Annotated in this window: 19 protein-coding genes and 8 pseudogenes; 13 read left to right on the forward strand and 14 right to left on the reverse strand. The window is 66.1% G+C overall.

From position 1 onward, the window contains the following. Positions 1-14 precede the first annotated feature (14 nt). Together istB (ABIE67_RS46935) and istA (ABIE67_RS46940) are read right to left on the reverse strand one after the other, a co-directional pair. Positions 15-896, reverse strand: a complete 882-nt coding sequence (gene istB / locus ABIE67_RS46935; RefSeq protein WP_370251535.1) for an IS21-like element helper ATPase IstB — start codon at positions 894-896, stop codon at positions 15-17. Continuing rightward, positions 897-2,153 carry an IS21 family transposase gene (istA, locus tag ABIE67_RS46940; protein WP_370251537.1) on the reverse strand — a complete coding sequence of 419 codons (1,257 nt, stop codon included), beginning with the start codon at positions 2,151-2,153 and terminating at the stop codon, positions 897-899. A gap of 646 nt (positions 2,154-2,799) precedes the next feature. Between istA (ABIE67_RS46940) and ABIE67_RS46945 the strand changes: the two are divergent. Next, positions 2,800-3,744, forward strand: a pseudogene (locus ABIE67_RS46945) (ISAzo13 family transposase); the annotation flags it as partial. On the opposite strand, the gene ABIE67_RS46950 reads toward ABIE67_RS46945, so the two are convergent. Then, entirely contained in the window at positions 3,744-5,060 is a 1,317-nt protein-coding gene (locus tag ABIE67_RS46950) for an IS4 family transposase (protein WP_370270269.1), read from the reverse strand. The pseudogene ABIE67_RS46945 and the gene ABIE67_RS46950 overlap by 1 nt on opposite strands. 100 nt (positions 5,061-5,160) lie before the next feature. Here ABIE67_RS46950 and ABIE67_RS46955 point away from each other — a divergent pair. From ABIE67_RS46955 to ABIE67_RS46980, 6 genes and pseudogenes are all read left to right on the forward strand, one after another. Then, positions 5,161-5,904, forward strand: a pseudogene (locus tag ABIE67_RS46955) (transposase family protein); the annotation flags it as partial. 32 nt (positions 5,905-5,936) lie between these two features. Then, positions 5,937-6,053: pseudogene (locus tag ABIE67_RS46960) on the forward strand (IS5/IS1182 family transposase); the annotation flags it as partial. A 119-nt stretch (positions 6,054-6,172) separates the two neighbouring features. Then, on the forward strand, positions 6,173-7,594 hold the full coding sequence (istA, locus tag ABIE67_RS46965) for an IS21 family transposase (RefSeq protein WP_370251680.1): 1,422 nt from the start codon (positions 6,173-6,175) through the stop codon (positions 7,592-7,594). Beyond that, positions 7,591-8,361, forward strand: coding sequence for an IS21-like element helper ATPase IstB (istB, locus tag ABIE67_RS46970; RefSeq protein WP_370251676.1), 771 nt, complete (start codon positions 7,591-7,593; stop codon positions 8,359-8,361). Before istA (ABIE67_RS46965) ends, istB (ABIE67_RS46970) begins: the two co-directional genes overlap by 4 nt. Positions 8,362-8,412: 51 nt before the next feature. Then, positions 8,413-8,841: pseudogene (locus ABIE67_RS46975) on the forward strand (transposase); the annotation flags it as partial. Then, complete coding sequence (locus ABIE67_RS46980; protein ID WP_370270274.1) at positions 8,838-9,236, forward strand: hypothetical protein; 399 nt, start codon at positions 8,838-8,840, stop codon at positions 9,234-9,236. The pseudogene ABIE67_RS46975 and the gene ABIE67_RS46980, both read left to right, overlap by 4 nt. 895 nt (positions 9,237-10,131) lie before the next feature. Here the strand turns inward: ABIE67_RS46980 and ABIE67_RS46985 are convergent. Next, a complete protein-coding gene (locus ABIE67_RS46985; protein WP_370270278.1) occupies positions 10,132-11,199 on the reverse strand; it encodes a tyrosine-type recombinase/integrase in 1,068 nt (355 codons plus the stop codon). A gap of 192 nt (positions 11,200-11,391) precedes the next feature. Here ABIE67_RS46985 and ABIE67_RS46990 point away from each other — a divergent pair, with 192 nt between their 5' ends. Continuing rightward, positions 11,392-13,005, forward strand: a complete 1,614-nt coding sequence (locus ABIE67_RS46990; RefSeq protein WP_370251876.1) for an IS1634 family transposase — start codon at positions 11,392-11,394, stop codon at positions 13,003-13,005. A 46-nt stretch (positions 13,006-13,051) separates the two neighbouring features. On the opposite strand, the pseudogene ABIE67_RS46995 reads toward ABIE67_RS46990, so the two are convergent. Next, positions 13,052-13,318: pseudogene (locus tag ABIE67_RS46995) on the reverse strand (transposase); the annotation flags it as partial. 338 nt (positions 13,319-13,656) lie between these two features. Here ABIE67_RS46995 and ABIE67_RS47000 point away from each other — a divergent pair. Further along, positions 13,657-13,860 (forward strand): annotated as a pseudogene (locus ABIE67_RS47000) (transposase); the annotation flags it as partial. Between the two features lie 87 nt (positions 13,861-13,947). On the opposite strand, the gene ltrA (ABIE67_RS47005) reads toward ABIE67_RS47000, so the two are convergent. After that, on the reverse strand, positions 13,948-15,213 hold the full coding sequence (ltrA, locus tag ABIE67_RS47005; RefSeq protein ID WP_370267769.1) for a group II intron reverse transcriptase/maturase: 1,266 nt from the start codon (positions 15,211-15,213) through the stop codon (positions 13,948-13,950). A gap of 585 nt (positions 15,214-15,798) precedes the next feature. Between ltrA (ABIE67_RS47005) and ABIE67_RS47010 the strand changes: the two are divergent. Then, positions 15,799-16,461 (forward strand): annotated as a pseudogene (locus tag ABIE67_RS47010) (transposase); the annotation flags it as partial. A gap of 90 nt (positions 16,462-16,551) precedes the next feature. Here the strand turns inward: ABIE67_RS47010 and ABIE67_RS47015 are convergent. Both ABIE67_RS47015 and ABIE67_RS47020 read right to left on the reverse strand, forming a co-directional pair. Next, positions 16,552-17,007: a hypothetical protein gene (locus ABIE67_RS47015; RefSeq protein WP_370270283.1), complete on the reverse strand. Its 456-nt coding sequence runs from the start codon at positions 17,005-17,007 to the stop codon at positions 16,552-16,554. Between the two features lie 56 nt (positions 17,008-17,063). Further along, positions 17,064-17,378 (reverse strand): integrase core domain-containing protein, encoded by a 315-nt coding sequence (locus ABIE67_RS47020; RefSeq protein ID WP_370270834.1) that lies wholly within the window; start codon positions 17,376-17,378, stop codon positions 17,064-17,066. 477 nt (positions 17,379-17,855) lie between these two features. On the opposite strand from ABIE67_RS47020, the gene ltrA (ABIE67_RS47025) reads away from it, so the two are divergent. Continuing rightward, positions 17,856-19,133: a group II intron reverse transcriptase/maturase gene (ltrA, locus tag ABIE67_RS47025; protein ID WP_370251714.1), complete on the forward strand. Its 1,278-nt coding sequence runs from the start codon at positions 17,856-17,858 to the stop codon at positions 19,131-19,133. On the opposite strand, the gene ABIE67_RS47030 is transcribed toward ltrA (ABIE67_RS47025), so the two are convergent. The 4 genes from ABIE67_RS47030 to ABIE67_RS47045 form a co-directional block, all read right to left on the reverse strand. Further along, positions 19,082-19,537 (reverse strand): transposase, encoded by a 456-nt coding sequence (locus ABIE67_RS47030; protein WP_370270287.1) that lies wholly within the window; start codon positions 19,535-19,537, stop codon positions 19,082-19,084. The two genes, ltrA (ABIE67_RS47025) and ABIE67_RS47030, sit on opposite strands and share 52 nt — an antisense overlap. A 175-nt stretch (positions 19,538-19,712) precedes the next feature. After that, on the reverse strand, positions 19,713-21,110 hold the full coding sequence (locus tag ABIE67_RS47035; protein WP_370251787.1) for an IS1380 family transposase: 1,398 nt from the start codon (positions 21,108-21,110) through the stop codon (positions 19,713-19,715). Between the two features lie 92 nt (positions 21,111-21,202). Beyond that, the gene (locus ABIE67_RS47040; RefSeq protein ID WP_370270291.1) at positions 21,203-21,613 is read right to left on the reverse strand and encodes an IS3 family transposase; all 411 of its coding nucleotides are present in this window, start codon (positions 21,611-21,613) and stop codon (positions 21,203-21,205) included. Then, complete coding sequence (locus tag ABIE67_RS47045) at positions 21,610-21,927, reverse strand: transposase (protein ID WP_370270296.1); 318 nt, start codon at positions 21,925-21,927, stop codon at positions 21,610-21,612. The genes ABIE67_RS47040 and ABIE67_RS47045 overlap by 4 nt, the downstream gene beginning before the upstream one ends. A gap of 135 nt (positions 21,928-22,062) precedes the next feature. Here ABIE67_RS47045 and ABIE67_RS47050 point away from each other — a divergent pair, with 135 nt between their 5' ends. Beyond that, complete coding sequence (locus ABIE67_RS47050) at positions 22,063-23,259, forward strand: IS110 family transposase (protein ID WP_370252016.1); 1,197 nt, start codon at positions 22,063-22,065, stop codon at positions 23,257-23,259. A 454-nt stretch (positions 23,260-23,713) separates the two neighbouring features. On the opposite strand, the gene ABIE67_RS47055 is transcribed toward ABIE67_RS47050, so the two are convergent. Further along, the gene (locus tag ABIE67_RS47055) at positions 23,714-23,836 is read right to left on the reverse strand and encodes a hypothetical protein (protein WP_370270300.1); all 123 of its coding nucleotides are present in this window, start codon (positions 23,834-23,836) and stop codon (positions 23,714-23,716) included. On the opposite strand from ABIE67_RS47055, the gene ABIE67_RS47060 reads away from it, so the two are divergent. Next, complete coding sequence (locus ABIE67_RS47060; RefSeq protein ID WP_370270304.1) at positions 23,835-25,511, forward strand: tannase/feruloyl esterase family alpha/beta hydrolase; 1,677 nt, start codon at positions 23,835-23,837, stop codon at positions 25,509-25,511. The two genes, ABIE67_RS47055 and ABIE67_RS47060, sit on opposite strands and share 2 nt — an antisense overlap. 162 nt (positions 25,512-25,673) lie before the next feature. On the opposite strand, the pseudogene ABIE67_RS47065 reads toward ABIE67_RS47060, so the two are convergent. Continuing rightward, positions 25,674-25,868, reverse strand: a pseudogene (locus tag ABIE67_RS47065) (transposase); the annotation flags it as partial. Positions 25,869-25,935 lie beyond the last annotated feature (67 nt).

The raw sequence follows: 25,935 nt of genomic DNA on the forward strand, positions 1-25,935 counted from the left end.
TCTGTTGCGTGTGTTCAGTCGTCTTGGTTGTCGGTGGGGATGCGTCCGAGTTCGCGGCCGCGCATGCGATACGAATCGCCCTTGAACGAGTGGACCTCGGCGTGGTGGACGAGGCGGTCGATCATGGCGGCGGCCACGGTCTCGTCGCCGAAGACCTCTCCCCAGCGTCCGAAGGGCTTGTTGCTGGTGACGATCACGGACGCGCGTTCGTATCTGTTCGAGATGAGCTGGAAGAACAGGTTCGCGGCTTCGGCCTCGAAGGGGATGTAGCCGACCTCGTCCACCACGATCAGCGGGTAGCGGCCCAGTCTGGTGAGCTCGTCGGCCAGACGGCCGGCTGCGTGGGCGGCGGCGAGCCGGTCGACCCACTCGGAGGCGGTCGCGAAGGCGACGCGGTGTCCGGCCTGGCAGGCTCTGACCGCGAGCCCGATCGCCAGGTGTGTCTTTCCGGTCCCGGGCGGACCCAGGAAAACGGCGTTCTCCTTCCCGGCGATGAAGTCCAACGTACCCAGATGCGCGAGCTGTTGGCGCGTTATCCCGCGCAGATGGGTGACGTCGAGTTCCTCGACCGTTTTGACGGCGGGGAACCTCGCCGCGCGGACGCGGGCCTCGCCGCCGTGCGATTCGCGGGCGCTCACCTCGCGCTGGAGCACGGCGACGAGGTATTCGGCGTGCGTCCAGGACTCCTTGCGGGCGCGTTCGGCCAGCCGTTCGGCGGCGTCCAGCAGGGCCGGGGCCTTCATCGCGCGGGCGAGGAAAGCCAGGTCAGTCAAGGTCTGCCGGCCCGTCCGACGGGAGGATGCCGCCGCTGCCGTCCTGGCGGTGGTGGTCTTCTCGACGGCGCCGGGCTCTTCCTCGCCTTCGTCGTCGCCGGAGGCTGTCGCGGGGCGGGGCATTCAGCTCGCCTCCTTGTCGCCGCCGCCGTCGATGACGGTGAACAGTCGGTCATAGGTGTCCAGTTCGCGCTGTTCGACCTCGACCATCGGGCCGGACGAAGCAGCCAGCCGGCTCTGGCGGGCTGCCTGCTGACGGTGCACTCCCTGACGCATCCGGGTGCCGGTGGCGGCGTGTTGGGGGTCGGTGAGGGTCTGGTGCTTCGCCCAGCACCTGGGGTGCTGGGCGACGATCTCCCCGCCGGTGGCCAGGACGATGACCTCATCGTTGTCACAGAGCACCGTCACCGTCCTCCCGATCGCGGCGGGGTCGACGGAGTAGTCGTTGGTGTCGATGCGGACGTAGTGGTCGCGGCCGAGCCGGATGGAGAAACGCCACCAGGACGGCGGGTCGACCGGCGGCAGCGCGATCATCCCGGACTTGTCCGCCTCCCACCGCTCGCTCGGACGGGCCTGCAGAGCGCGGTGCCGGCGCCGGTTGGCGACCTTCAGCCACTCGCCCAGCTGGGCGTTGAAGTCGTTGGGGCCGGAGAAGTGACGGCCCGGCAGGAAGCTGGTCTCCAGGTAACCATTGGCCCGCTCCACCAGCCCTTTCGTTTCTGGATCGCGGGGGCGGCAGAGGTAGATCCTGGTGGAGAGCAGGCCCGCGAACGCGGCGAACTCGCCGGTCACCTTCCCGCGGCCGATCCCGGACTCGTTGTCCCAGACCAGCATCTTCGGGACGGCGCCCCAGGCGGACAGCAGCCGCCAGTGCCCGTCGATCAGGTCCCCGGTCCGCCGCGAGGGCAGCATCCTCGCGGCGATCATCCGCGAGTAGCCGGACACCATCACCAGCACCGGCGGCTGCCCGGTCTGCCCGTAGCCGAGCGGGATCTCCGCGTCGGGGAACCACAGGTCGCACTGGGCCAGCTCACCCGGCCGATACGTCGTCCGCGACACCGGGTCCACCGGGATATAGGCGGGACGCAGGTCGCGGACCCGCTCCTTGAGCACGGTCATCCCGCGGTCCCAGCCGATCCGCTCGGCGATCACCGTCGCGGGCATCGTCGGCGTCTCCCGCAGCAGCTCGCGGATCTGCACCTCGACCGCGTCCACCACCGAGCCCTTGGCCGGCCTCTCGTACTTCGGCGGCCGGTCGTGCGCCAGCGCCCGCTTCACCGTGTTCTTCGAAATGCCCAGATGGCGGGCGATCGCCCTGATCGGCATCTGCTCGGCCCGGTGCAACCGACGGATCTCTGCCCAGTCCTCCACAAGGATCACCTCTTCCTCCTGACCTTGATCAACAAGGCCAGAGTCAGACGAAGATCACCAAGAGGGTCAGTTTTGATACGCCGTCAGAGGGTCAGCGTTCGGCCGTCGTCGAGAGTCCCTGCACCGCTGTCATCCGTCCCCTCGAACCACCTCGCCGGGTCCACGATGTGCGGCGGCCCTCCCCGACCGCATCGCCACCCGACGTATCCGAACTCCTGCCACAGGTCCGGGTCTTGAGAGCTCTTTCCGTCTCCCGCCCCGGCGAATCCGGGACTACCCTCACAGCAGGACGTCGACGTTCCAGACCCCGACGGCGCGTTGCTGCCGAGCACACAAACTTGCCGGGCTCTCAGCCACAATCGCTGGTCTCCGCCCCGGCCGGTCGCCCGGAACCGGAGGCGCCATGTCCCTGCCCCATCTGAACGTCCAACGGCTCGACGAGCGCAGCCGGGCGCTGATCACCCTGGCCGGTGAGATCGACCTTGAGACAAGACCGGGAAGTTAGGGCCCGTCAAGAAATAACTTGCGTGTTTCTGCTCTTGACGCTGCAGCTCAGGAGCAGAAACACGCAAGTTATTTCTTGACGGGCCCTTAAGGGCCTGCGGAGAAACAAGTCGTTGCTTCCCTGGTTGCTCGTCGTTGTTGTGGTATGGGGATGCTGGAGGGGGTTGAGGCGGCTCTGGCCGCGAAGTTCGAGGCGTTGTTCCCGCACTTGGACGAGCGTCAGCGCCGGTTGGCCATAGGGGCGGAGGCCCGGTCGCTGGGGCATGGCGGGATCCGGGTGGTGGCCCGTGCGGCCGGGGTGCGTGAGGGCACCGTCTCCCGTGGGGTTGCTGAACTGGAGTCCGGGGCAGCCCCGTTGGGCCGGGCCCGCCGGGAAGGCGGAGGCCGCAAGCGTGCGGTGGAGCTCGATCCGGGACTGCGGCCCGCGCTGCTGGCCCTTGTCGAGCCGGACATGCGGGGTGATCCGATGTCGCCACTGCGCTGGACGGTGAAGTCGACCCGTCACCTGGCCGCCGAGCTGACCGGGCAGGGCCACCGCATCTCGGCGGAGACCGTGGCCGACCTGCTGCGTGAGGAGGGCTTCAGTCTCCAGGGCAACGCCAAGACCGTAGAGGGCAGGCAACACCCGGACCGCGATGGCCAGTTCCGCTACATCAACGAGCGGGCCAAGGAGTATCAGGCTGCCGGGGACCCGGTGGTCAGCGTCGACACCAAGAAGAAGGAAGTCGTCGGCAACTACAAGAACGCCGGCGGCGAGTGGCACCGCAAGGGCGAACCGGTCCGGGTGCGGACGCACGACTTCCCGGACCCGGAGCTGGGCAAGGCCATCCCGTACGGGATCTACGATCTGGCCGCGGACACCGGATGGGTCAGCGTCGGCACCGACCACGACACTGCAGCGTTCGCCGTGGAGTCCATCCGCCGCTGGTGGAACAGCCAGGGGCGGGGCGCCTATCCGCACGCGCGGCGGCTGCTGGTCACCGCGGACGCGGGCGGCTCGAACGGCTACCGCACCCGCGCCTGGAAAGCCGAACTCGCCGCCCTGGCCCTTCAGACGGGCCTGGACATCACCGTCTGTCACTTTCCGCCAGGTACTCAATGCCGTTGTTTGACTACTGAATCATCGTGGGCTGCAGCGTGATGGCCTTGGCAGGTACCCGGCGTGCTGGTGCACGTTGCTGGTCCTTGGGCCGGTAGGAGTACAGCGAGTTGGGGCGTTTGAGAAACCTGTCGGCCTCGCGTAGACGCCGGGTGCCATTGTCGAGTTTCCGGCACACCTTCGCGGACAGCAGGGCCAGGCACTTCCCGATCTTTGCGGGAGTATCGGCGCACTGGCGGATCACGCTGCGTCGCGCGTGCTTGGTGACCGTCGGCGAGCCGCATGATGATGCCGGTCAGGCAGTAGTGGACGATCAGGTGTGCCCATACTTCCTGGCGCACCAGTGCCGGGTCGGCCGACCGCAGTACTTCCTGCCGGCCGCGCTGGAAGGTCTTGAGCTGGCGGTATGAAGATTCCGCCTCCCACCTCTCGTGATACAGGGCCGCGAGTTCGTCCGCGGGGTAGGTGTCTGTGTCGAAGAGATCGGTCAGGAGCCGGATCACCTCGCCGCCGTCGACGCGGTACTCGATCACACGGACCAGTACGCCGCCCGGGTGCGCGCCTTTCTGCCCGCCGAGGTTCATCCGCGCCAGGTAAGTGCCGTCGGGCAGGCGCTGCACCGGACGACGCGCGACGCAGGAGCGCGCCCGCAGCAGAAGGTGTGCACCGGCGGTGGTGTATGCCTTCCACAGTTCCACTCCGGGAAAGCCCCGGTCCATGATCACGAGCATTCCGTCGGCCGAAGCAGCCATGGCGACGGCCAGGTCGCGTTCGCCGCCGTTGAAGCCGCCCACCCGTGCGTCGATGGCGGCGTGGGTGCCGGTCTCGGTCAGTGTCACGACCCGGACCTGCGGAAATCCTCCTGGTTTTCCGCGCGAGTCCTTCGGGCCGCCGAAGGCGTGCCGGTTGGCCTCGTTGTCCGGCACGTCCAGCAGGAACCCGTCCACCGCGGCAAGACGCATCCCCCGCCAGAAGGATCCCGCCAGCCCGGGCGGGGCCAGCGGCCCGGCCAGTCTCCGGAACAGCATCTCCAGCACCTCAGGCCCCAGACGCTCCCGGGCACGGGTGAACGACGCCCTGTTCGGGATGTGTTCGCCCATCCCGGCGATCGCGCCCGTCAGGTTCTCCGCGACATCGTCATAGGAGTCCTGATGGAACAGGGCCAGGGCCAGCGTGAAGTACACCGTGAAGCCAGCCGGCAGAGCACCCGGCCGCCGGTCCCGCTTGCGGCACCCGCCCAGCACCTCGTCCACCAGCGCTGGCGTCACCCACCGCGTCAGCAGCCCCAGCCGTACCCGATCAGACAGCCCCACCCACGGATGACCCATGCCTGACCCATGCCCGGCCACGAGCACCACCCCACGGTCTCACCGGACACCCCCGCCAACTCCACCATTCAAACAACGGCATTGGCCAGGTACTTCAAAATGGAACAAGGTGGAGCACCGGCTGTTCTCCCACATCACCATGAACTGGCGCGGCAGGCCGCTGACCAGCCACGAAGTCATCGTGAACAGCATCGCCGCGACGACCACCCGGACCGGGCTGACGGTGCACGCCGAACTCGACACAGGCGCCTACGAGACCGGAGTCCGGATCAGTGACCGGCAGCTGGATGCCCTGCCCCTGCACCGCCACGAATGGCACGGTGACTGGAACTACACACTGCGGCCCGAGGCATACACCCAGGTCAGCGACGCACCGGACCCCTTCGACCAGCCCAGCCCCGACCTCGCCTGGCTCTGCCACCCCACCCTGACCGGCATGCCGGCCCCAGAGTGGGAAGCCCTGATCACCACGCTCACCACCCTCCACGAGAGCCAACGCGAGACGGCGCTGGACAAGCGGCGCGGCCATCGCCCACGAGTCAAAGGCGACGGCACCACCGGCCGCCGCCCCATCCTCACCCTCGCCGACCGGCTCCTGGCCACCCTCCTCCACCAGCGACTCGGGCTCCCGCAGGTCGCCATCGCCCGCCTCTTCGGCGTCACGCCATTCACCATCAACCGGCGCATTCGCGACATCCGCCAGCTCCTCGAGGCAGCCGGGCACACCATTCAACCCGCCGACCAGCACCTCGCCACCCTCGACGACCTCCGCTGCCTCGCCAGCACGGCAGGCATCACCATCCCTACAGAGATCAAGACGGCGAGTTAATAATCCGCAGGTCCTAACTACCCGGCCTTGGACCGTCCCTGGTGATCATCGACACCCAGTCCGTGCGCGCGGCTGCGGGTGTCCCGAAGACCACGACGGGACTGGACGCCAACAAGAAGGTGTCGGGCCGCAAGCGGGGGCTGGCCGTTGTCGGCGTACACGTGAACGTGCATAGTCACGTACGGATGAACGTGCATAGTTCCTGATGTGTTGAGGGCCGGTGCCCTGCACTCTGCTGCCTGTTGTTCAAGGTTGCAGAGAGGGGTCGATGGTGGTCTTGGACCCGCAGCGCTGGCTGGAACTCCGGCGTTTTCGTGGCCTGGTCGAGTCCGGGGCCATGAGCCTGTCGGAGGTTGCCAAGGAAACCGGGCTGAACTGGCGGACGGTCAGCAAGTACTTGTCTGCCGACGGGTCGGCGTCGCCGCCGCGTCGGACGGTGAGCGGGCAGCCACGCAGGCGGGTGGTCGATGAGGTCGCCCCGCTGATCGACGCGATGCTTCGGGCCGAGGTCCTGATGAAGGCCGCGGTGATCCACGAGCGGCTGGCCAAGGAGTACGGGTTCACCGGCAACTACCAGCGGGTCAAGCTCTACGTTCAGGAAGCACGCCCGAGGATCGCCGAGGAACTGGGCATCACGCCGAGGGAACTGGCGGGGATGCACCGCCGGTTCGAGGTGATCCCGGGCGCCCAGGCGCAGGTGGACTGGGGTGATGAGGGCAAGACCCTCGCTCACCTGGGCATTCCCAAGGTCTACTCCTTCCACATGGTGCTGTCGTACTCGCGTGACCCGTTCTGCTGCTTCACCACCAGCCTGGATCTGCAGACGTTCTTCGACTGCCACCGGCGGGCGTTCGCGCACTTCGGCGGGGTGCCGATGACGATCGTCTACGACCGCACCAAGACCGTCGTCCGCCGCCACGTCGCCCCCGGCGAGGCGGTCCCGCTGCACCCGGAAGCGGTCGGCTTCGCCGGCCACTACGACTTCGACATCGACGTCCTGGCCGCCTACCGGCCGCAGGGCAAGGGCCGGGTCGAGCGGCAGGTCCTGATCGTGCGCGACCACGTCCTGTCCGGGCGGGCCTTCTCGTCCGTCGAGGAGATGGACGCGGCGTTCGCCGCGTGGGTGCCGCAGCGGCGGGCCCAGATCCACAAGACGCACCGGGAGGTCATCGGTGAGCGGGCGGCCCGGGACCACGCGGCCCTCAAGCCGCTGCCTCCGACGCCGTATCTGGTGGCCGAGCGGCATCTGCGGCCGGTCGGCAAGGACTGTCTGGTCGCCTTCGGCGGGAACCTCTACTCGGTGCCCGCCCGCAAGGTCCGCCCACGCCAGCTGGTGGAGATCAGGGCTACAAAGTCCCAGGTCATGCTGCACTCGACCGCCCCTGATGCCAGCGGGGAAACGCTGTTGGCCATGCACCCGCGGGCAGTCGGCCGCGGTGTCCGCATCGTGGAGGAGAAGCATTGGGACGGTCTGCCCACCGGCCAGGGCCGCCGGACCACCAGCGGCGACGTCCCGCCCCAGCCTCGTCACGAGCGTGTCCCCGGCGAGGAAGCCGGTCCGCTGCAGGCCCTGCTGCACCGGGCCGCGGCCACCCGGATCGAGGTCGGCCGTCGGCCGCTGTCGGTCTATGACGAGCTGACCGGCACCCGTCCCTTCACCACCCACCCGAGCACGAGGGAAACGTCTTGAGCGAGCTGGTCTCCACCCGCGTCCGCAGCACGGCCGGCAAGCTCGGCCTGCCCCACCTGGCCGAAGCCATCAACGAGTACATCCGGCGGGCCGACGAAGCGAAGATGGGCTACCTCGAGTTCCTCGACCTGGTCCTGTCCGAGGAACTCGCCGTCCGCGACGACCGGCGCTTCCGCCAGGGCCTGCGGCTGTCGAGGCTTCCACACCACAAGACGCTGGACGAGTACGACTTTTCGTTCCAGCCCGACCTCGACCCGCGCAAAATCAAGGACCTCGCCACCCTCTCCTTCGTGGAAGCCAAGGCGAACGCGGCCCTGCTCGGGCCGCCCGGAGTCGGCAAGACCCACATCGCCATCGCCCTGGCCGTCGCGGCCTGCCGGGCCGGCTACTCGATCTACTTCACCAGCCTCGACGACATGGTCCGCAACCTCAAAACCGCCGAAGCCGCCGGCCGGCTGACCAACAAACTCGGCACCTACCTGCGGCCGAGTGTCCTCGTGGTCGACGAAGTCGGCTACCAGCCCCTCGAACGCGCGGAAGCAAACCTGGTCTTCCAGGTGATCTCCAAGCGCTACGAGAAGGGCTCCATCATCTTGACCTCGAACAAGACTTTCAGCGAGTGGGGCCAAGTCTTCGGCGACGAGGTCCTCGCCACCGCGATCCTCGACCGGCTCCTCCACCACTGCGAAGTCGTCCCCATCAACGGCCCGAGCTACCGACTCAAGAACCGCCTCAAGGCCATCGAGCGGGAAACCGAAGTGGCCTGACACCTCTGCACGTTCAAACGTACGCAGCTATGCACTTCAGCTCGTACGCCGACAGCCGTGGACGTGCTGGGGCTGATCATCGGCGTCGTGGTGCTGGCCGCGTCCGCCCACGACAACGCCGCCGGCACCGCCCTGCTCGACCAAGCCGCCGAACGGTGCGGGAACCGGCTGGAGAAGGCCCTGGTGGACCAGGGCTTCAAGGACCAAGTCGTCATCCACGGCGCGTTGATGGACATTGACGTCGAGGTCGTCCGCCGCAACCCCGAAGACCAGGGCAAAGGCTTCGTCCCGCAGCCCAAGCGGTGGATCGTGGAGCAGGTCAACGGCACGCTGATGCTGCACCGCCGCCTGGCCCGCGAGTACGACCACCGCCCCGACACCTCCACCTCGCGCGTCTACTGGGCCTCCATCGCGAACATGACCCGTCGCCTCACCACACCGAGTCCGGCCTGGCGCGACACCCTAGAGCTGGCCGCGTGAACGTCATCGAGCTGCTGGCCTACCTCCAGGTCCAGCACGACGAGACCACGGCCCGGGCCGGTGAACTACGCGACCAGATCGAGCACTTGACCGCCGCCTTGGCCGAGGCCGAAGCGCGACTCGCGGACCTGACCACCACCCAGCAGGTCATCGCCGAACTCGCACCGGCTGGAGACGAACCCGAACCGCCCGAGACGACCACCGCCTATCAGGCCATCGTGAACGCTTTCAACGAGCACCCCGGCCGGGCATTCAGAGCCCGCGAGCTGCACGAACTCCTCGGCATGCCCACCCACGAGGCGGCTGTCAACATCACTCGCAGCCGCCTCGGACGCCTGGTCCGACAAGGCTTCCTCACCCAACCCGGACGAGGCCGCTATCAGAAATGGACTTAACGCCCACTCAGTGGGCGTTTGATGGTGATTCACGCCGACCGTTTCAACATGTTTTGCCACATTTATCGCCAACGCGTGCGGCCTGAAACGCCTGGAAGTTACCGACAGACAGGAAGCTTCCAACCCGTTGTTAGACCAGACGGAATTCGGCGCTGAGGAGCGGATCAAACGGGCGACCGGATCGGCACCCGGGATGCCGTGAAGGCGCATGTAAGGCGCGAATCACCCCGAAGGGTGTTGGCCGCAGGAGCGACTTAGCGTCTCAATCCATCCCTAAACGCCCACTCAGAGGGCGTTTGAACTACTTATGGGCGTCAATATCCGACTTGGGCTGTGTCGGATTCATGCTGTACATCCCTAACGTTCCTACTTCATGCGGCGATCGCATGAGGTGTTTTGCCCCGTTTTATTTCATGAAACGCGTTTGGTTTGAACATGGGTAGACCTATCCGCTTCATGGTCGGGCGGGCTTCGCCAGTCAAGCACTAAAGCGGACATTCGGGATGACCAAGGAGGCCAACATTACTGAATCAATCGCCCATGAGGGATGGAAAAGGACATTTTAAATCTGGACAAAACGCCCTCTCAGTCAGGCAGGTACGGAGAATCAATGCTGTCGCATCATCCGCGGCGCGACGGTGGTGCACCAGGTCGGGCAGCCAGCCCAGGGCGTCTCGAGCCTCGTCGAGTGGAGCGATAAGACGACATAGGACTCGCCATTCCGGCGCGTGCGCGTCGTGACCGTGCCGCCGACGGATTCCCCAGTCCAGTGCCTCGAGGGCCTGTGCTTCCTGGATGCGCAGGGCCGGAACCCGGTCAAAGCGATGCTGGTCCAGCGGCCACGACCAGGACCTTTGCGCGGGCACGAAGCCGACAGCCGCCGTGAGCGCCCCGGTCACGAGCTCTCCGCAGCAGACTCAGTATCTGCCTGGGCCAGCATTCGCGTTCGCCAGCTGTGGATCTGCTCCATGCCGCGGTTGAGTTTCTGCGACAAGTCCCGCCCCGACAGGTGGATGTACCGAAGCGTCGATTCGGTGCTGCGATGGCCGGCGAAGGTGGCGATGGCGTGCAGTTCCCAGCCCATTCGGGCCAGGTCGGTCAAGCAGAGGTGCCGTGTCGTGTGGGTGGAGAACCGCGGAACGTCGGCCGCGAGCGCGATGCGCCGCACCACCTTCGACCAGGTCCACAGCGTCAGCGGCTGGGCGTGGTTGCGGCGGGACTCCGAGAGAAACAACGGACCGCGAGCCCTGCTGACCGTAGCCCGGTGAACCAGGTACTCCGACATCAGCACCCCGGTCGACGCGGAATACGGGACGACGCGCTCCATCCGGTTCTTCGTGCACTCCGCCCGGACTCGCAGCGTCCGATGCGCCGGATCCAGGTCGTCAGTCCGCAGAGAGCACAGCTCCTCACGGCGCAGAGCCGCGTCGTAGGCCAGCGCCAGCATCAACCGGTTCCGGATCGGTTCGTGCCGTGCGACCGCCAGCACATCCAGCCACTGCTGTTCCGTGGGGATCCACGGCAGCTTGGTCAGCCGGGGCACCAGGCCACGCTGTGAACTGCCGAAATGTCGACCCAGTGTGTACTTGCCCCGCCCGACGGGGTTGGACTCCCGCACCCCTTCCTCAATGAGGAAGTCGTAGAACAGGCGCACTGGGACCAGCCGCTGCTGCAGCGTCGCATTCGCCAGCCCGGAGCCGGAATCGATCGACACGACATTCGCCCCGCGTCGGCTGGGGCGTGTGCTCAGCTCGCGTACATACGCGGCGACGTTGGCACGGTTCGCCGTGATGGGATCAACCCCGTCGCGCTCGCATACCTGCAAGTACTCTGCGAGCCCGCGCGCGTACGCGTCGATCGTCCGAGGCGCCCGCCCAAGATCGACCCACACCAACAGCCAGCCCTCAGCCTGTTCGTGGCGGCCCAGGACCGGCCACTTCTTCTCGATGGTCTCGGCGTCCAACGCCCCTCCCCAGTACGCGGCAAAGTCCAGAGGAGCATGACCGCCTCTCCGGCTAGACCCGTACTTCGCGGGTCGTTGATTCGTATGGTGTGACCGGTCCGGGGTGTCCTGGGCCGGGGGTGTGGCGTTGGGTGGGGTGTGTCGATGACTTCCCGGTCCCCGCGGCCACGGTCTCAGCGTCAGCGTCTTGAAGTGGCGGTGACGTCCGTGGTGGAGAAGCGTCTGGGCGCTCTGCCTGTCGCTGCCGAGTTTCTGCGTCGGCTGGATGTCGCCGGGATCGTCGACGAGGTGTGTCCTGGTGGCGCGAGTGCGCTGGTGACGCACGGGCAGGTGATCGAGGCGTTGGTGGCCAACCGGCTGACGTCGCCCGCGCCGTTGGTGCGGGTGGAGGACTGGGCCAGGTGCTGGGCAGTGGAAGAGGTCTTCGGGATCGAGCCCGCTCTGCTCAACGATGATCGTCTGGCCCGGGCACTGGATGCGATCGCTCCGCAGCTGGAGCACATCGCGGGCACGGTCGGGGCGCGGGCGATCGGTGAGTTCGGGATCGATGTGGCCCGGATGCACTGGGACATGACCAGCATGTCCGTGCACGGGGCCTTCCCGGTCGAGGGTCAGGAGGAGGACTTCCCCGTCATTGGCTACGGGCATCCCAAGGACCGGCGCTTCGATCTGAAGCAGGTCCAGGCCGGGCTCGCGGTGTCGGCCGACGGCGGCATCCCGCTCCATGCCCGGGTCTTCGGCGGTGGTGCGGCCGAGGTCAGCCAGGTCGTCGGCGCGATGAAGGACCTGCGGGCCATGGCCGGTGAACGCGACTTCCTGATGGTCGCCGACTCCAAGCTGGTGTCCTACTCCAACGTCCGTGCCCTGCTGGCGGCCGGGGTCCAGTTCATCGCCCCGGCCCCGGCCGCGCAGGTCAAGGACGAGGTCTATGCCGCTCTCGATCCCGCGCAGGCCACCATCGTGGACTGGACGCCCAACCGGGAGGCGGGCAAGCCCGCCGAGCGGCGCGAGACCTACCGCGTGCTGGAGGACACCCACACCCTGACCGGGCCCCGCAAGAGCGATCCTGTGCTCACCGTGCGACGGATCCTGGTCCACTCCACCGCGAACGCCGCCGGCCAGCAAGCAGCCCGGGACAAACGCCTGGCCAAGGCCGCCCAGGACCTGAACAAGCTCACCGCTGCGGCCGGCGGACGCCACTACAAGACCCGGGAGAAGATCGTCGCCCGAATCGGTGTCATCGCCGCCAAGCGCCGTGTCACCTCTTGTCTGCGCTGGACCGTCACCGATAACGAGGACGGCACCCCGGTCCTGGCCTGGCACTTCGACACCGGCGTGCTGAAGGCGGAAGCCGTGGTCGACGGCTGGTACGCACTGCTGACGTCTGTCCCCGCCGACCAGGCGGACGCTGGGCAGACTCTGATCCACTACAAGGGCCAGGGCGCGGTCGAGCGCAGATACCACGACTTCAAGGGCCCGCTCGCGGTCGCGCCGGTCTTCGTGCAGCACAACCGGCGCGTTGCCGCCCTGATCCAGGTCATCTGCCTGGCCCTGCTCGTCTTCTGCCTGATCGAACGGCAGGTCAGACGCGCGCTCGGCCCCGAGCAGACCATGAGCGGCCTCTACCCCGACAACCGCCGGGTCCGCCCCACCGGCCGCATGGTCTTCTACCACCTCGGCGAACTCACCCTGCGCATCGGCAACATCACCGACCCGCCCACCGTCCAGATCACCCGCGGCGTCCAACTCCACCTCCTCGACCTACTCGACACCGACATCGGACAAACCCGCTGGCCACAGACCTGAAACGGTGACCCGCGAAGTCCGGGGCTAGATTCCACGTAACTGATAGGTAGCGGGCGGCAGCCATCGGGTTAATGGCGTAGACGGGGCGCCCGGTCGCCCGCAGACAGGCGACGAGGAGACCGCGTGAGGTCTCGATGGCGACCGGGATCGGCGTGTCCGGGCCGTCCCCGTGTGCGGTCAGCAGTTCAAGGAGCGAGTTCAGGCCGGTGAGGTCATCGGTGATCCTGGCCTTGGCGACGAGGGTTCCTTCTCCGTCGACCAAGGCGAGGTCATGGTGATCACTGGCCCAGTCGATGCCACAGGTGACGGCCATTGTCTTGCTTACGTCCTCTCGGTCGGAGGTTCTGCCTGGTCGCAGTCGTGCAGGGGTACGCGGCTCCCTAATGGAAGGACTCGGTGGCCCGGCATCCGATTGGCCGTTCGTGACCCCAGCGGCCGGCAGGGCTCTCCGTCCGTGGGGGAGCTCGATGGCTCCCGGCCTGTTGAGAGATGACTCCTGCCGGCGACTCGAACCACGATCGCTGACGGCCGACTGCCTGTCGGCCGCCGGGCCCTGGCGGAAGGAGGAGGGACGGTGCCGGCCCGTCTGGTCAAAGGATTCCAAGTCCTGGCCCGCATCAGAGCTCCGCACCGTCCCTGCGTGCCCATTAGGCCCGCATGCGCCGCGACCTCCAGCCTCCGCACCGTGGCGACGAGATCGCCGTGGACCTGCGGATCCTCACCTCGCGCCGCCTGGACCTGGCCGCCGACCGCACCCGGGCGATCAACCGGATGCGGGCCCAGATGCTGGAGTACTTCCCGGCCCTGGAGCGGGCTTTCGACTACAAGCAGTCGAAGGCCGCCCTGGTGCTGCTGTGTCGAGTAGCCGAGGGGAGTCTCACCCCTCGGCTCTCCCAGAACGGAGCGTGACAATCTCTCGTCACTCCGCTCTTGTCATCCTGATCACCAGGCCAATGCGGCGAGCGTTGTGTCCGGCCAGTGCGCGAATATCCGCGGATACCGCTGGGCAATCTCCTGGAACTTCGCGATGGCCCTCCGCAACGGCGCCAGCCGTCGATACTTCCTGCGGATCCAACGCACCAAGTAGGCGTTGATGCGCTGAAGGAAGGGGATCAACACCCAACGGCCATAGCAACCGTAGTAGTTGAGCCACCCCGCAACGACGGGATTGATCCGCCGTGCGAGGTCCGTGAGGGTCGAACCGGTGCGGTGTTGCAGCCGCCAGGAGCGGACCTCCGCACTGATCCTCTTCAGGGCGTCCTTGCTGATAGCCGGGGAGAAGGACAGGAACGTCTGCCCACTCTGAGTCGTCCGGCTTGCTCTGGCGCGGAAGGTGTAGCCGAGGAACGTGAACTCCATATGCTCGTACGAGCCACGGCGCTTCGCGTCCCGGCAGTACACGATCCGGGTCTTGGCCGGGTGAAGTTCCAGCCCGACCTCTTCCATCCTGTTCTGGAGCGCGGCCAGCACCAGGCGGGCCTGACGCTCGGTGACGCAGTGCAGCACCGCGTCGTCCGCGTAGCGTTCGAAGGTGACGGTCGGGAACTCCCGGCTCATCCACATGTCGAACGCGTAGTGCAGAAACAGATTCGCCAGCACGGGAGACACCGGGGCGCCCTGAGGCGTCCCGCGTTCTCGTTCCAGCAGGCTGCCGTCGGACAGTTGCAGAGGTGCGGCGAGCCATCGCCGTACATACAAATTCACCCAGACGGCATCGGTGTGTGCTTCCACCGCCTTGACCAGCAGGTCCCACCGGACGCTGTCGAAGAACTTCCGGATGTCGATCTCGATCACCCAGTCGCGCTTCCAGCAGCGTTCCCGGCAGGCCCCGACCGCGTCCAGCGCGGACCGTCCGGGCCGGTATCCGTAGCTGTCGGGATGGAAGATGGGATCCACCCGTCGCATCAGATGCCGAGCCACAACGGTCTGCGCCACCCTATCGGCGACACAAGGAATGCCGAGCATCCTCATGCCACCGCCGTGGGGCTTGGGAATTTCCACCGCGCGCACCGGAGAGGGAAAGTACGAGCCCGACGACATGCGGTTCCAGACCTTGTAGAGGTTGTTCCTCAGGTCCTTCTCGAACTCGTCGATGGACTCACCGTCCACACCCGGGGCGCCTTTGTTGGCCCTGACTTCCCCCCACGCCTCCTTCACTTCCCACTTCGAGATTTCGAACGGCTTGGCCTGTGACTTCAACCGGCCCATCGAATTCCTCCCAGATACCTCTGGTTGATACGACACACTCGGTCGCGAATGACCCGGCCCCTTCGCTCCACCCCCATTACAGAGGCTTCGTCACTACTACGAGCCGGTCCGCCGGCGCACCCCGCATCGGTACTCAACCCCTTGCGGTTTCGGCCGCTTGGGGTACTCCCTCTCGCCACCCGTGCTGGGTGGACGGTGTCGGAGCACGCCTTCTCCTGTTCCATGCGAGAGCAGCAGACTGGGCTCACGTCGCCTTCATGCCGGACACCGCCTGACCAGTCGGTGGGCTCCCGTCAGGCTTATCCCGAGACAAACCAGAGTGCCTCGGTTTCGATGTCATCTGATCTGTTTTCGACACGTCAGCAGCGATTCGCTTGCGCTCGTCTTCCCAGTCCCTACCTGACACCTCTTGGATGCCTTTTCCTTATCGCTCACCACGACAGTCTTCAGCTAACGCGGCATAAGGCGGTTTAGAGCCTCCCCCCACAGGGCGACTCTGAAGGGCCAGAATCCTTCATCTCTCGCACAGCATCATTTCCAGAAGCTGCCCTACTACCAACTCCTATCCATGTTCAGGACACACCCGGCTACCAGACCCCGGCTGCCTTGCGCCGGATCGGCAAGAGCCGCCTCGCGACCTGGCTGAAGAACCGCAAGGTCCGCAACTCCGCTGTCGTCGCGGCCACCGCGGTCGAGGCCGCAGAAGCCCAGCACACCGCGGTCCCCGGGGAGAGGCTGGCCGCCGCTGTGGTGGCCAAGCTGGCGAGGGAGGTGATGGCCCTCGATGAGGAGATCGCCGAGACGGACGCCCTGATCGAGGGTCGGTTTCGCGAGCACCCCTACGCCGAGGCGATCCTGAGCATGCCCGGTCTGGGACCCGTTCTCGGGGCCGAGCTGATCGCTCACACCGGCGGTGACATGAGCGTGTTCGGCAGCGCCGACCGTCTCGCCGGTGTCGCGGGTCTCGCACCCGTGCCCAAGGATTCCGGGCGCGTCAGTGGCAACATGAGACGCCCACGCCGCTACTGCCGCCGCCTGCTGCGGGTCTTCTACATGTCCGCCATGGTCGCCGCCCGCTCCTGCCCTGTCTCCAGAGCCTTCTACGAACGCAAGAGAGCCGAGGGCAAGGGCCACCGGCAGGCGATCATTGCCCTCGCCAGGCGCCGCCTGAACGTTCTGTGGGCCCTCATGCGCGACGGCCGCCCCTTCGAGATCACGGCGCCGCCAAACCCTGTCACGCTCGCCTGACTCGCTCACAGCGAGTCACCAAGCCGGGTTGACAACTCCATTGGGAATCCTTTCGGCCCAGCGGTGGGCGGTTGTTGTGGTGGGTGGCGGTTATTTGATGATGTAGCCGAGGGTTCCGTCTTTGTGAGGGTAGTCCTCGCAGTGGGGGTTTGTGGTGTCCATGTGGAGCCGGCCTGTAGGGGTTGGTTTGTGGCAGCGGTAGAGCGGGACTGTTCCCGGGGTCTGGGTGGTGTGGAGGTAGCCGAGGAGTCCGTCCTTGGTGTGGCCTTTGCAGCTGGGGTCCGTGGTTTGCAGATGCAGGGAACGGCCGTTGCCGGTGGGGGTGTTGCAGCGGTAGAGGGGGACTGTTCCGGGGGTTTGGGCAGGCTGGAGGTAGCCGAGGACTCCGTCTTTGGAGTAGCCCTCGCAGCTGCGGTCCGTGGTGTCCATGTGATCACCGCTGCTGTGGGAGCAGCGGTAGAGGGCGATGGGGCCGGACCGGCTGGAGACGGTGAGTTTGATGGCGGTGTCGTTGGTGTCCCAGTTCCCTGGGATGGTGAGCCGCACTTTGTTGGTGTCCTTGAGGGGCCCTGCGTTTTCCGGACAGCTGCCTATTGGCTGATTTATGCGGCGAGCTGCTGATTCAGGTACTCGTTGTGGACCTCTCGTGGGGTCCGATACCCAAGTCCTGAGTGGCGGCGTTTCGTATTGTAGCGGACCTCTATGTAGCGGGCAATGTCACGGTGGGCGTGCTCGCGGGTGGGGTAAACGGTCCGATGGACCCGTTCGTTTTTCAGGGTTGCGAAGAACGATTCCGCAAGGGCATTGGTGTGTCCAGAAGGTGATTGTGAGCTTCTGATGTAGAAGACGGAAACGAACGGTCGCCATGCTGTTGTGGAGATGAAGGTAGGTCCTTCGGCATCGGCATGCAGGTGCAGGTGTCAAACCACCATGAGCTGCTGCGGTGAATGAGCCGTGGTGGTGAGCGTCATGGAAAAGCCGTACTGAATGCGGCAGGTGGGGGCTGAGAAGGCGAACGCAAGTGAACCACTGATGACGTGTCGTAAAGCGTGGACGACATCAAAACCAGGGCCTCAATGCTGTCCTGGGATAAGTCAGACGGGAACCTGTCTACTGGTCTGGCGGTGTCCGGCATGAAGGTGGCGCGAGCTCAGTCCGGGGCTTCACAACGGAACTGGAGAACTCCTTGACGCGAAACTGCGATCCACGGGTTGACGTGGCTCGCGAGAGGGAGAGGCGCAAGTGGTAAAGAGCCATGAGGGCCGGAGTACCGGTCGCGCGTCGGGAGGGCGGAACGTCCCGTAGTAGTGATGAAACCTCCGTAATAGAGGCGGAGCGAAGGGGGCGTGTTGTTGGGTGTCGATCGGCGATCAACCAGTGATGGGAGGAATCGGATGGTCGAGACGAGACCAGCTGGCAAGCCGTTTGATATTCCGAAGCGGCTAGTCTGGAACGCTTACCTGAAGGTCAAGGCCAACAGGGGAGCGGCTGGGGTGGATGGGCAGTCGTTAGCGGAGTTTGAGCAGGATGAGAAGAACAACCTGTACAAGCTGTGGAATCGGCTGTCCTCGGGAAGCTATTTCCCCCCACCCGTGAGAGCGGTTGATATTCCCAAAGCCGGCGCTGGGACTCGGATCCTTGGGGTTCCGACCGTGGCCGACAGGATCGCCCAGACGGTAGTGGCCATGACATTGGAGCCTGACGCGGAGCTGGTCTTCCATCAGGACTCGTATGGCTATCGCCCGGGGAGGTCCGCGCTGGAGGCGGTGGAGACGTGCAAGCAGCGGTGCTGGAGGCATCCTTGGGTGATCGATCTCGACATCCAGGGGTTCTTCGACAACGTGCCGCACGCCCCCATCATCGCGGCAGTGGAAAGGCATACCAAGCTCTCGTGGGTTCTGTTGTATGTGAAGCGATGGCTTGTCGCCCCCGTGCAACAGCCCGACGGAACGCTCGCCATTCGGGAAAAGGGGACTCCTCAAGGGTCTTCTATTTCACCGTTGTTGTCGAATCTGTTCATGCACTACGCGTTTGACGCGTGGTTGGCTCGGGAGTATCCGGCGATCAGGTTCGAGCGGTACGGCGACGATGCTGTAGTGCACTGTGCCAGTGAGAAGCAGGCGAACTTCGTCCGCAACATCATCGAGCGCAGGTTGCTGCAGTTCGGATTACATCTCCATCCGGAGAAAACCAAGGTGGTGTACTGCAAACAGGAAGGTCGTGAACGGGAGTTCCCGGTCACAGAGTTCACGTTTCTGGGGTACACCTTCCGTCCTCGGGCAGCTCGCTTGCGGGATGGGAGGCTGAAGACCGGCTTCCTTCCCGCAGTGAGCAAAACAGCCATGAAGTCCATGGCGAGGACTGTCCGGAGTTGGCGACTGGGGCGCTGTACCGAGCTGAGCTTTCGGGAGATCGCCGCGATGATCAACCCCGTCGTGGCGGGATGGATCAATTACTATGGGCGCTTCTACAAGTCCAGATTGATCAGGTTCCTGGAGCAGCAGATCAATCCGTTCCTGGTGAAATGGGCCCGGAGGAAGTACAAACGGTATCGTCGTGCCTCAAGGAAGGCCCGGAGAAGGCTGGCTGAGATCGCCTCAGCGTTCCCGGGCATGTTCGCTCATTGGAAGCATGGCGCGTTGCCTACTGGTTCAACAATGGGAGCCGTGTGAGTCGCGAGGTTCACGCACGGTTCTGAGAGCGGCGGTGGGTGAGATTCCCGCCGCCGACTCACCTCGTAACAGATACCGGTCCGTCCGATGGATTGCCGGATGCTCAATCTGTCCAGCGTCTTGGCGAATTGCTCCGAGGTGTAATTACTGCCGCGGTCCGAGTGGAATATGGCGTCCTCGGAGAGCGGATGATTGCGCGCCGCCATTTCGATGGCGGCCTCGATGAGCGGAGTCTTGTAGTTGTCGTCCATCGCCCAGCCTGTCACGGCTTTGGTGTGGCAGTCGATGACGGTGGCGAGGAATAGCCAGCCCTCCCAGGTCGGAATGTAAGTGATGTCACCGACCATTTTCCGGCCGGGCGCGTCGGCGGTGAAGTCGCGGTTCACGAGGTCGGCCTCGATCATTCACGTGCGCGCGCCGGCTTGAGGTGATCGGTCGAGGTTGAGGTTTCGTCCTGGTTCGTCCTTCGGGTGGTGGTGACGTTCCGGCCCGTGTGTCGTCACGGGTGGTCGTCGGTTTCCACGGGCCGAGGACGGGGCGGGTCTCCTCCTTCCGGAATCGGGGTCGGTGGGGTGGCAGTCAGCCGGGGGCGGGCAGGGCCTGGACGGCGCCCCAGGCGTCGACGATGTCGGTGGATGCGGGCCAGGCGGGGTCGAATTTCAGCTCGCGTCTTCGGGCGTGGTCGGCGAGTTTCGCGGGGACGTCCAGGAGTCGGGTGCGCAGAGTGGCGGGCTCGGCCCGGGCGAGTTTGCCTTCGGTGGCCAGGAGTTGGAACCAGCGGGCGAGGTCGGTGGCCAGGGCGAGGAGGGTGCACCAGGCTTGGTTGACCTTGAAGTAGCGGGAGGGCATCAGGTTGAGGGAGAGGGCCTTGCCGCGTCGGATGCCGGCCTCGACGTGGGTGTGGGAGCGGGCTCGGGCGTCGAGGAACTGCAGTTGCCCGCCGGTGGTGTTGGTGGCGATGGCCTGGTAGCGGTAGTCGGTCTTCTTCTCGTACGGCTTGAGCTCGCGCTCGTACTTGGGGTGGATGGGTTCGCGGCGAACGATCACCCGCATCCCTTCCGGCCAGCCGGTCAGGTCGAGCATGTCGGTGATCTCGACGAGGTCGGCGTCCTTGCGCGGCTGGCCCTTGTGGTCCAGGGCCGGCGTCCACGCGGTGGCCGGGACCTTGGCCAGGGCCTTCCAGAAGTCGTCGTCGCGGGTGTGGCCGACGGAGTACTCCCAGCGGTTGGCCGCGTTGCCGCCGCCGGAGGTGATCCAGGTGAGGAACTCCATCGTGGCTCCGGCGCCGTCGGTGCGGAACAGGACCCGGCGCCGACGGCGGGTGGGCAGCTGACGCAGGCCCTCGATACTCACCGAGATGTGGTCATCGGCGGTGTTGGATCCCGCCGATCCCGGCCGCAGCCGGTTGACCAGGAGTTCTTCGGTGTTGTCGCAGAACATCAACAGCGGGTGGTGGCCATATCCCTTGAAGTTGGGCTCGGCTCCCTCCTTGCCGGAATGCGCCGGGACGACTGAGGCGTCCAGGTCCAGCACCGTGACACCGGTCAGCTCCCGCCCGTTGACCTTGATCCAGGGAAAGCCGCCCGGGCGCAGGTCGAGCTGCTGGTGGACGTGGATACGGGTCCGGGCCCGTGCGGAGGCGATCTTCGTCAGCTGGACCGGTCCGATCGCCTCCAGGGTCCGCCACAGCGTGGACGCCGAGGCCGGGCTGCCCAGGACCAGCGAGGTCTGGCGCATCACATCGATCCCGGCCATCGACCGCGCGCCCAGCAGGACCGCGCAGGCCGCCGAGACCAGGACCGTTCCCCGATCATGGACGGGACGGAAGCCCCGCCGCACCAGGGCAGCCCCGAGCGCGTCGGTCAGCCCGACCTTGTCCGCCAGACGCCGCACCGGCACGATGCCCGCCTTGCCCACCAGCTTCTTCCCGCTTGCGGACAGCGACAGATCATCGGCCCACTCTGTACGCTTCGACACCGGAAGGGTGCCTCCCCTGCACGTGATCCAGTCCTAGAGAAGCTGAATCATCGCAGGTCGGAAGCACCCTTCCTTCATGATGTGACCGACTGTCACTGCGACACCGGGCGCCATGAATTCGTGAGGTCGGGGATCGGGCCGGCCCGGCCGTCGTTCTCGGTGAGGCTGTGGCGCCACGGCCGTGGCTGGCAGGCCTGGAGGTCCAGCTCCCGCATGAGGTCACGCACGAGTTCGGGCCCGCAGGCCACGCCCCAGGCAGTGAGGTCGGCGTGGACGCGCCGGTAGCCGTACGTGCCGTCAGAATCCTCGAAAGACTTGGTGATCAGTAATTTCAGTTCCTCTCGTCGCCGGGCGGTCGCCGAAACCGGCCGGCTCCGCCATTCGTAGAATCCGGAGCGGGACACTTCCAGCCAGTCACACATCTTCGCGACCGGCGGTATCTCTTCGGTGTTCGTGGTGGATGTCGCGTACTCGGCATCGATGAACTCGAACTTGTCGCTCACCGAGGATCCTTGGCAAAGTACGCTGCGACTTTTTCCAGGAAAGCGACCTTCTGCCGCAGTTCCCTCAGTTCGCGTTCCTGCTCGCGGAGCCGTGCCCGTTCATCCACCGTCAGGGGCGGCTCCTCTCCCACGTTCTCACGGCGGTAGGCGTTGACCCAATTCCCGAGCGTGCCTTCGACAAGTCCGAGTTCCCGGGCGACCTGGGCAACCGGACGCGACGTCTCGATCACCATCTTCACGGCCTCTTCCCGATACTCAGGAGTGAACTTCCTACGTTTCTGCGACAACCAACTTCCCTTTCCGAACAGACCCACCTTAGTGGGACCACTGTCCGGAAACTTCGGGGCGCCTCACGGCCGCCGATTGGGAAGTGCGAACAGGTCGCTGTGTAGAGCAATGCCGGCGAGGTCGTCCGTGGTGCGCAAGGCAAGTACGACGACTGGAGCACGATGAGCCGGATATTGGCCGGTACCGACTGCGGCAAGACCCACCACCACTGCCTGGCCCTGGACAGCGACGGCAACACGTTGCTGTCGCGGCGGGTGGCCAACGACGAACCGGAGTTACTGAAGCTGATCGGTGACGTCCTGGGCCTCGCCGACGGCCGTGAGGTCACCTGGGCGATGGACATGACCGGCGGCGAGCCCGCGCTGTTAATCGCCCTGCTCGTCAACCACGGCCAGGAACTGGTCTACCTCCCCGGCATCGCGGTCAACCGCGCCACCGACAGCTACCGCGGGGCGGGCAAGACCGACGCCCGGGACGCCCACGTGATCGCCGACCAGGCCCGCATGAGACGCGACCTGCAGCCGATCCGCCCCAGTGAAGACGCGAGCATCGAACTGAGGCTGCTCACCGAGCGCCGTGTGGATCTCGTTGCCGACCGCACCCGCACCACCAACCGGCTCAAGGCCCTGCTGACCAGCATGTTCCCAGCCCTGGAACGCACCCTGGACATGGGCACCACCGGAGCGCTGCTGCTCCTGACGGGCTACCAGAGCCCGGCGGCCATCCGCCGCACCGGCCTGCGCCGACTGACCACCTGGCTGGCCAACCGCAAGGTCCGCAACCCCGACTCCCTGGCAGCCAAGGCCATCGAGGCTGCTGAGCGCCAGCACACCGCCGTCCCGGGCGAGACAGCGATCGCGAAGATGGTGCATACCCTGGCGAGGGAGGTGATGGCCCTCAACGAGAAGATCGCCGAGACCGACAAGCTCATCGAGGGCCGGTTTCGCGAGCACGAACTCGCCGAAGTGATCCAGTCGCTGCCGGGCATCGGCACGGTCCTCGGCGCCGAGTTCCTCGTCGCCGTCGGCGGCAGCCTGGAGGCGTTCCCCACCCCCGACCGCCTCGCCGCCTTCTCCGGCGTGGCGCCGGCGCCACGCGACTCGGGCAAGGTCAGCGGCAACCTCCACCGGCCCCAGCGTTACCACCGCCGTCTGCAAAGGGTCTTCTACACCTCCGCGCTCGTCAGCATCCGGTGCGACCCCAACTCGCGGCAGTTCTACGACAGAAAACGCGCTGAGGGCAAACGCCACGTCCAGGCCGTGCTCGCCCTCGCCCGCCGGCGCGTCAACGTGCTGTGGGCCCTGATCCGTGACCGACGGTGCTACACCATCACACCACCAGTCACCACCTCCGCTTGACTTCCAGATTGGGAAGCAACGACGCCGGTAACGTCATCCCCGGAACCATCAGCGGCAACTTCCTCGCTTCGAGGCGGTTGGATCAACACCGCTGATGGTTCTTCACGTTCAGTCCGAAGTTCCGCAGGTCACCACCGGGCTCACTCGAACGGGGAAGCTGCCGCCCCGCCCAAGATCACGATTGACTCCGTTGCTGAAATGCCTGCGGCGGTCTGGGGCTGTTCGGCATGATCGTCGGTGCGGTCGTTCTGTCTGCCCCGGCCGCAGGGGGTCAGTGCGGTGGGCACTGTCAAGTTTGACGAGGTGTCAGATAATCGAGAAGGGATATCCCGATTCAATGCCGCCTACGGCCTCTCGATTCAGCGCATCAGTCGTGGATTCGAAGGCGAAGATTACGGATCACCTTCTTGATCATCTGATGGGTAGTCAAACTTGACAGTGCCCTCGGGGGCGATCAACGCGCGGACGCGAGGTAGTGCTCCAGAACCGTGACGTGGGCGGGAACCGGCCAGATCGCCTCGTGCGCCTCGGCGCACGCCTTGACGAACTGGCCGCCGTGCCCGATCACTTGAGCCATGGAGGACAGATCAAAGAAGTTATTCGCCGTTTCCGCGCTGGTGTTCCTGCTCGCGGCGGCCTCGCCGACCCCCGCCCAGGCGGCCCCCGCGAGAGCGTCCTGTGCGGAGCTGGCTGGGGTGAGGATCCCCGCGGAGAGGATCGGCCTTCCGACCACCGGTGCCGAAGTGACCGATGCCCGGATGGTGGACGCCTCCGGTGAGGGCTCCGCGGCCATAGGCGCGTATTGCAGGGTGGAGGCATCCATCCACCCCGTGGACCCGTCCGCCCCCGACATCAGAATGCGGCTCGCCCTGCCCACCCGGTGGAACGGCAGGGCGATGATGTTCGGCGGGGGCGCCTTCGACGGTGTCGTTCCCGACGTCACCGCCAATGTGCCCTACGGGCCGGCCGACCGGCTCACGCCGCTGGGGCGTGGATACGCCACCTTCGCCAGCGACGCCGGGCACCAGTCACCGCCGTCGGACTTGCCGTCGCCCACCATGGACGGTTCGTTCGCCGTCAATGACGAGGCACTGCACAACTTCGCGGGCGACGCCCTGAAGAAGACCCGCGACACCGCCGTCCACCTCATCAACAGGCACTACGGTACCGCGCCTTCGAGCAGCTATTTCGCCGGGGGCTCCGGCGGCGGACGCGAGGCACTCGCCGTGGCCCAGCGCTGGCCCACCGACTTCAACGGTGTCATCTCCGCCTTCCCCGCCTGGAACCCCGTCCCTCTCGTACTGCACTCCGGCTATGAGGCGCAACTGCTGTCCAAGCCGGATGCGTTCCCGGGGCCGGCCCAGCAGGAGCTGCTGTATCGCAGTGTCATCAAGGCATGTGACGGCAACGACGGTGTGCGCGACGGCATCATCTCCGATGAAGCGCGCTGCGACTTCGACCCCCGAACCCTGCGCTGTCCCCAGGGCGAGAAGAGCGCGACCACATGCCTCACCGACAGCCAGATCGCTGCCACCGAGGCGATCTCCACCCCGATGCGCTGGAACTACCGCCTGGCCAGCGGGGAGACGGGTTACCCTGGTCTGCCGTTCCTGTCCGGCGCCAGGATGGCGACACCGGTGGTCGGCCTGGGGACGCAGGCTCCGGCCCATCCCATGCCCATGGCCAGCGGCGCGGGCATCCTCTTGTGGGACCAGTGGGCCAGGTACTTCCTCACCCGTGACCCCGCCCTCAACACCCTGAGCCTCGATCCCCTGCGGCCGGGCCGTTGGCAGCAGCGCATCAGCGACCTGTCGGCGTTCCAGGACGTCAACAACCCGGACCTGCGCGCCTTCGCCAAGGCCGGTGGCAAGCTCCTCATCCTGCACGGCACCGCTGACGAAATCGTCAGCCACCGATCCACCGCCGAGTACTACAGACGCGTCATGCACACCATGGGCAGGACAGCCACCGAGCGCTTCGCGCGGCTCTACCTCATTCCGGGGGCCAATCACGGCAACATTCAGCCGGCCTTCGCGGCGAGCTGGGACGCGCTGACCGCCCTGGAGAACTGGACCGGGTACGGGCGACCGCCTGTGCATCCTGTGGTCACGGACATGAATCCTACTGCTCAGGGCCGGACACGGCCGCTGTGCGAGTACCCCGCGTGGCCGCGCTACAACGGGAGCGGAGACCCCGATTCCGCGACGAACTTCGTCTGTCACAGGGGCGCGGAACAACCCGGGTCTTCATAGTTGAGCGGTGCGGAGGTGTCCGCGGGCTCGGCGGGTGGTGACACAGCGTGTTCGGAGGCGTTGGCTGGTCGCGTTCCTGAGAACTCGTCTTCGTCCAGTACGGCCAGGCGGATGGGCTCGGTGCCGATGGAGAGATCGGTTCGGCCTGTGACGAACGCGTCGAGGGACAGAGCGCCACTTCGCGCCGTTGTCGACGACATAGCGCACCGCGTCGACCATCTCCCGGTGGCAGAACTCCTCCGGGCGCCCACCCCGGCCCTCCAGCCAGGCCGGCACCGGCATCGCCGCCCGAACCACCGCCCACTCCGCATCCGTCATGTCGCTGGGATAACGCTCGGCACGACGTCCCGCGGTGATTGCCCCGTACACGTGCACGTAGCAGTCACACGGGAGAGGGGCCGGGGTGGACCCGGCAACGTCACGG

Origin of the sequence: Streptomyces sp. V4I8, assembly GCF_041261225.1 — a bacterium.
Taxonomy (GTDB): Bacteria; Actinomycetota; Actinomycetes; order Streptomycetales; family Streptomycetaceae; genus Streptomyces.